The organism is Actinoallomurus acaciae, assembly GCF_042429965.1.
Classification (GTDB): domain Bacteria; phylum Actinomycetota; class Actinomycetes; order Streptosporangiales; family Streptosporangiaceae; genus Actinoallomurus; species Actinoallomurus acaciae.
This window is the reverse complement of record NZ_JBHLZP010000508.1, coordinates 1-5,658: the sequence shown is the minus strand read 5'-3', so window position 1 is coordinate 5,658 and position 5,658 is coordinate 1. Positions and strand designations below refer to the sequence as shown.

The 5,658-nt window shown below is 73.7% G+C and carries 5 protein-coding genes and 1 tRNA gene; 1 reads left to right on the top strand and 5 read right to left on the bottom strand.

The window, feature by feature from the left end; genetic code table 11:
* The coding region (locus ACFFNX_RS40240) for a hypothetical protein (protein ID WP_378211423.1) at positions 1-182 on the top strand (182 nt) is incomplete at its 5' end.
* Between the two features lie 106 nt (positions 183-288).
* Here ACFFNX_RS40240 and ACFFNX_RS40235 read toward each other — a convergent pair.
* The 5 genes from ACFFNX_RS40235 to ACFFNX_RS40215 all read right to left on the bottom strand — a co-directional run bounded on the left by ACFFNX_RS40235 (position 289) and on the right by ACFFNX_RS40215 (position 5,508).
* Positions 289-361 (bottom strand) — tRNA-Glu (locus ACFFNX_RS40235).
* 184 nt (positions 362-545) lie between these two features.
* Positions 546-1,325: an endonuclease/exonuclease/phosphatase family protein gene (locus ACFFNX_RS40230; protein ID WP_378211422.1), complete on the bottom strand. Its 780-nt coding sequence runs from the start codon at positions 1,323-1,325 to the stop codon at positions 546-548.
* A gap of 45 nt (positions 1,326-1,370) precedes the next feature.
* On the bottom strand, positions 1,371-1,928 hold the full coding sequence (locus ACFFNX_RS40225) for a DUF6939 family protein (RefSeq protein WP_378211421.1): 558 nt from the start codon (positions 1,926-1,928) through the stop codon (positions 1,371-1,373).
* Between the two features lie 55 nt (positions 1,929-1,983).
* On the bottom strand, positions 1,984-3,171 hold the full coding sequence (locus tag ACFFNX_RS40220) for a damage-control phosphatase ARMT1 family protein (RefSeq protein ID WP_378211420.1): 1,188 nt from the start codon (positions 3,169-3,171) through the stop codon (positions 1,984-1,986).
* Positions 3,172-3,387: 216 nt separating this feature from the next.
* A complete protein-coding gene (locus tag ACFFNX_RS40215; RefSeq protein WP_378211418.1) occupies positions 3,388-5,508 on the bottom strand; it encodes a xanthine dehydrogenase family protein molybdopterin-binding subunit in 2,121 nt (706 codons plus the stop codon).
* Between the last annotated feature and the right edge of the window lie 150 nt (positions 5,509-5,658).

Genomic DNA, 5,658 nt, shown 5'->3' with positions numbered 1-5,658 from the left:
GGGCCGCGACGCTGCTCGGCGCGGGCAGGGCCCTGCGCGGGGTCTCCGTGGCGGGCGACCCGGACGTCGCCCGTGTCGCCCGCCGGGCGGCGGAGCTGATCGGCGAGGTGGCGTACGCGTCGGCCTTCGAACGCGGCGCGACGATGCCCCGCGAAGAGGCGCTCGGGTTCGTCGGCGCTTGACGGGCCGATGGGACGAAACAGGCCTTCTGCGTTTGATGAGGCCTGAGTTCTCATTAGTTATGACAAAAGGGCTGACCGCCATTATGGCGATCAACCCTTTTCGCTGTAGTCCCGACCGGATTTGAACCGGCGTTACCGCCTTGAGAGGGCGGCGTCCTAGGCCACTAGACGACGGGACCTCAACCCGCCCGCTTAGTCTCCCTTGCGGGCGACGCCCAGCTTAGCGGACGTTCTCCCGTTGTACGAACCGGGATCTTCGAGGCGCCGATCCCGCAGATCGAAATCCGCGTTCATCGGCGGGAAAAGCATACCGAGCCGGGGCGACGACAGCCAACCGGAGACACCTCCGCCCCCCAGATCACACTAATACCGCAGGTCGGCGAGGACGCCGTAGTGATCGGAGGCAACGACGCCGTCGACCGGGTCGGCGCCGATGACCTCGCAGTGGACCGGATGGCCGGCGCCGCCGCGCCGAGGCCAGGCGGACAGGATGTGGTCGATCCGCCGGTCGGGCCACAGGACCGGGGCCGCCCAGGGGTTGGCCCGGGCCCAGGTGTGGCCCGGCCCGCCGGTGCCGGCGGTGTCCCACGCGTCGTAGCAGACCAGGTCCGGCGCTGCCGTCGCGGCCTTGCCGGTCAGCATGCGGATCTCGTCGCTGTCGGGGTCGGCGTTGAAGTCGCCGCACACGATCGTCGGATGGCTCCGGCGCTGGAGTTCGGCGACGAACGCGCTCAGCGCACGTACCTGCTCCTGCCGTACGGCGCTGTGCTCCAGCTGCCAGGTCAGCGCCACCGTGAAGAGATGAACGGGACCGCGCGGCCCGGCGATCTCGGTGAAGACGACGCCGCCCTCGGCGTCCTGCGGGCCGGGCAGGCGACGCCACTCGTGCCGCTCGATCGGCCAGCGGGACAGCACGGCCAGACCCCCGCCCGCGAAGACGTGGTGCGGCGCCCCGAGCCGCTCCGCCTGGCCCTCCCACGCCTCGACGAGGGCGACGACGTCCGGGTCGTGGCGTGCCAGCGTGGCCTTGATCGCGGTCTCCCGGCGTTCCCAGGGCCCGAACCGCGCCCAGACGTTCCATGTGACCAGACGCAGGGTGGTCGTGATGAGCGGTCCGTACGGCTCCGCGATGTCATACGTCATCGCACCGCTCTACCACGTTCTGAGCCATCGGCCGCGCCGATCGCCCTAGGCCTCCTGCGGCCAGCGGTGCTGGACGTGGAGGGCGATGAGCGCGGCGTGCGACAGCGGGGTGGACGGGTCGGCCACGTCGCCGTTGGTCGTGTAGTCGAGCAGGACGACGTCGCCGTCGGCGGCCATGGCGCGGAGGCGGTCGACCAGGTCGGCCGTCCTGTGCTCCAGCACCCAGCGGTAGGCCGGCAGGTAGATGCGGCGCCGGGCCGTCTCGTACGGCAGCAGTGTCTCGCCGTCGAGCCCGTCGCGGTGGCCGTGGACCGGGCCGTACCGGCGCACGGTGCGCTTCAGGCCGCGCATGCGCGTGTTGTCGAGGACGGCGGGGTCGACGTCCGCGGTGCCGAAGACCTTCAGCGCCTGCCAGATGCCCTCGACCGACTGCGCGGTGACTCCGGGCGAGCGCGGCACCGGGATGCCGCCGTGCGGGTAGAACGGGCTGAGCCGCACCCAGGGCTCCTCGGCCCGCGAGGTCACGTCGATGACGCGCGCCGCCGGATGCGCCTCGGCTAGCCGGGCCGCCGAACGGCGGCGGCTCGCGACCTGGATCGGCATGCCGGACCCCTCTCCCCTGTGTGCGGGTCCAGCATGGCCGACGGCACCGACGGTTTCAGCGGCGTACCTGGATCAGGCCGTGGGCGCCGCCCGTGCGCCAGTCGCCGCCGGACGCCTCGAGCGAGGACAACGTCGCGGCGTCGAGTCCCGTCACGACGTCGGACTTCAGCGTGCGCAGCGCGGCCACCGGTCCGGGGAAGTACGCGGTGACCTCCGCGAACGGCGTCGTGGGCGGCCAGGCGCGGTCGCCGACGAGGCGCCGGTAGTTCAGGTCGCCCTTCATGATCGTGAGGGTGAGGTCGCCGAACTCCTCGGCCAGGTCGGCGGGCATGTGGTGGTACGACCACGGCGCGCAGGAGAACGCGTGGGCGCGGAGGCGGAGGCGTCCCGTGCCGATCGCCTCGGACAGCCTCCGCTCGACGGCGGCCGCCTCGCCGTCCGCGGCGGCGAGGCGGCGCAGGCAGGCGACCAGGTCGGCCGTTGTCGCGTCGGAGACGTAGTACGGATGCGGCTTCAGGTGCAGCGTCACCGTCGCGGCCAGGCCGGTGCGGAGCAGGTGGTCGATCAGCAGCAGGTCCGCCAGCAGCTCCCGGCCGGCGTTGTCCGCGACGACGCCCACGTGGTTCGGGCCGCCCGCGTCGAGCGCCGACCACACCAGGGCGCCGTCGTCGGCCACCAGGCCGCCGGAGGCGTCCGGCCCTCCCGCGGCCCCGAACAGGAAGCCAAGGTCGGCCTGGTTGCCCCACAGCGAGGCCGGCAGGAGCGCCTGCCGCTCCCCGGCGGCGGGCACGGCGACCGTCGCGTCGCGGAGTTCCGCGCTCTTCCAGTACTCGAACGGGTCGACCCAGAACCAGGGGCCGGGCGTGAAGAACCCCACCGCCTCCAGCAGCCGCCGGTAGAAGTACGACTCCCACCACAGGAAGGGCACGTCGGCCCACGGACGGCCGAAGTAGGCGGCGCCCCAGTGGTCCCAGCGGGCGCGGTCGGGTGCGCCCTCGCCGAGCGGCCGCATCGTGCCGGAGGCGATCTCCTCCAGCAGCGCGTCGAGCGCACGGCGCTGCTCCGGCCCGTACGGGTGCCGGTCGCGCACCTCGGTGATCAGCGTCGGGGTGCGCTCGCGCAACACCCGCCGGCCGTAGTCACCCGGACCGTTGCCGAGCGGCTCCGGCTCGCCGGACGGCGGGGCGAAGCCCCGCGACGGGGATTCCAGAGGGTCGCCCCCTGGGCCGACACCACGGGTCATGGCGAAGCCTCTCTCAGTCCGGCCGTGGCCGCCCGGGCCATTGCCGAGCGGCTCCGGCTCGCCGGGCGGCTCCGGCTCGCCGGGCGCGACGGGGGTTCCAGGGGGCATCCCCTGGGACGACACCACGAGCCATGGCGAAGCCTCCCTCAGGGGAGGCGAGCGGCGAAGGCCGCGTCCGGCAAGGGCACCGCCACCTCCCGTCGTTCGCGGCGAACGTTACCGTGAGCCGCCGTTCAGCACCCGGTCGAGGCTGATCGGCAGGTGCCGGTGACGTACGCCGGTCGCGTGCCAGACGGCGTTGGCGATGGCGGCGGCGCCGCCGACGATGCCGATCTCGCCCAGGCCCTTGATCCCCGAGGGGTTGTAGGTGTCGTGGTCCTCGACCCAGTCGGCCTCGATGGCGGGAACGTCGGCGTGGGCCGCCACGTGGTAGCCCGCGAGGTCGCCGTTGGCCAGGCCGCCGGAGACGTCGTCGCGCGCGCCCTCCTCGTGCAGCGCCATCGACAGCCCCCACGTCATGCCGCCGACGAGCTGGCTGCGCGCGGTCAGCGGGTTGACGACCCGGCCCACCGCGAAGATCCCGAGCATGCGGCGCACGCGGACCTCGCCGCTGAGCGGGTCCACCGCGACCTCGGCGAACTGGGCGCCGTACCCGTGACTCTCGCGCTGCTCACGGGCGCCGAGCAGCTCGGTGGTGTCCGCGTCGGCCGTGATGCCCTCCGGCGGGACGTCGACGACGTCGGCCAGCTTCTTGCGCAGCGCGATCGCCGCCTCGCTGATCGCCCACGCCCAGGACGCGGTGCCCATCGAGCCGCCGGCGAGCCACGCGGGGCCGAAGTCGCTGTCCGCGATCTGTATCCGTACCGACTCCGGGGGCGTCTCCAGGGCGTCGGCGGCGATCTGGCTGAGCGCCGTACGGGCGCCGGTGCCGATGTCGGCGGCGGTGACCCGTACGGTGAACGTGCCGTCCGCCTCGGCGGTGATGGCGGCCGTCGACGGCCCGACCCCGGCCGAGTGCGCGGACGACGCCACGCCGGTGCCGAGGAGCCAGCGCCCGTCCCGGCGGACGCCCGGACGCGGGTCGCGGTCCGCCCACCCGAAGCGACGCGCGCCCTCTTCGAGGCAGGCGACCAGGTTTCGGCTGCTGAAGGGCAGCCCGGACACCGGGCCGACCTCGGGTTCGTTGCGGAGCCGGAGCGCGATCGGATCCAGCCCCGCCTCGGCGGCGAGCTCGTCCATCGCCGACTCGACCGCGAAGGACCCGGGAGCCCAGCCGGGCGCGCGCATGAACGCCGGCGTCGGCATGTCGAGCGGGACCACTCTGGTGCGCAGGCGGAACGCGTCCGCGGCGTACAGGATCCGGCTGTGCCGCGTGGACTGCTCGGCGTACTCGTGCACGGTCGAGGTGGCCGACGCGGTCTCGTGCTCGATCACCCGCAGGCGCCCGTCGCCGTCCGCGCCGAGCCGTACGCGCTGCGCGGTCGCGGGCCTGAACCCGACCAGGGAGAACATCTGCCGGCGGGTGAGCAACACCCGGACCGGCCGGTGGAGCACGGTGGTGGCCATCACCGCGAGCACGGTGTGCGGAAGCCGCAGGCCCTTGGAGCCGAAGCCGCCGCCGACGTGCTCCGACCGCACCCGTACCGTGTCGACGTCGAGGGAGAACAGGGTGGCCAGGACCTGGGCGACCGCGTAGGAGCCCTGGTTGGAGTCGACCACCTCCAGGCGGCCGTTCTCCCAGCGCGCCATGGAGGCGTGGGGCTCCATGGCGTTGTGGAACTCCTCGGGCGTGGTGTACTCACCGTCCACCACCACGGCCGAGGCGGCCAGCTCGGCGTCGGGGTCGCCCTGGTCGACGTCGGGCATGGCGAGGGGGCTCGGCGCCGTCGCCCGCAGGCCGGGGTGGTCGGCCCGGAAGGCGGTGTCGTGCGGCTCCTCGTCGTAGGTGATGACGAGGGCGTCGGCGCCCGCCCTGGCCTGCTCCTGGGTCTCGGCGACCACGAGCGCGACCGGCCAGCCGACGTGCGGCACCCGGTCGTCCTGCAGGACCTGGAGGTTCGCGTCGGGGCCCATGAAGCCGGCGCCGGGCGTCAGGCGCAGCGCGTTGCCGTGGTGCAGGACGGCGAGCACGCCCGGCAACGCCAGCACGGCGTCCTCGTCGATGGAGCGGATCCGGCCGCGGGCCACGGTCGAGGTCACGAGCCATCCGTGGGCGAGCTCGGCGAAGGGGATGTCCCCGGCGTAACGGGCCTCCCCGGTGACCTTCACGCGGCCCTCTCGCCGGGTGTGCGGTGCGCCGGTCGCGGACGTACGGGGTGGCGCGGCGGGGGTGGTCATCGAGCGGCCTCCTGAAGCTCGGTGAGCGTCGAGACGACGAGATTCCGGATGAGCGGCACCTTGTACCCGTTGTGCGCCAGGGGCCGGGCCGCGGCCAGCTCGGCGTCGGCCGCCGGGCCGATCGCCTCCGGCGTGGCCGGGCCGCCGATC